A 295-nucleotide genomic window follows, 5' to 3' on the forward strand; every position below is an offset into this window, starting at 1 on the left:
GATAGAGGGGTAACGACAGATAATTTACGCATTAGCAATCGCGCCCATGTTATTCTCCCTTATCACTTAAAACTTGATGAATTTGAAGAAGAAAGTAAAGGTGCTAAGAAAATTGGAACAACGAAAAAAGGAATCGGCCCTGCTTATATGGATAAAGCAGCCCGAATTGGAATTCGTATCGCCGATCTTTTAGATAGAGAAGTGTTTGAAGCAAAGCTTGTTCGTAATTTGAAAGAAAAGAATCGCTTATTAGAAAGAATATATGAAACAGAAGTTTTTCAATTTGAAGATATTT

The 295-nt window shown here is 34.9% G+C and carries 1 protein-coding gene; it reads left to right on the forward strand.

The genetic code is table 11. The features are described 5' to 3' along the window. Nucleotides 1-295: adenylosuccinate synthetase (locus PZE06_RS28350; RefSeq protein ID WP_275792448.1), on the forward strand; the 295-nt coding region annotated here is incomplete at both ends.

The organism is Robertmurraya sp. DFI.2.37 (genome assembly GCF_029211245.1).
Classification (GTDB): Bacteria; Bacillota; Bacilli; order Bacillales; family Cytobacillaceae; genus Robertmurraya; species Robertmurraya methanolica_A.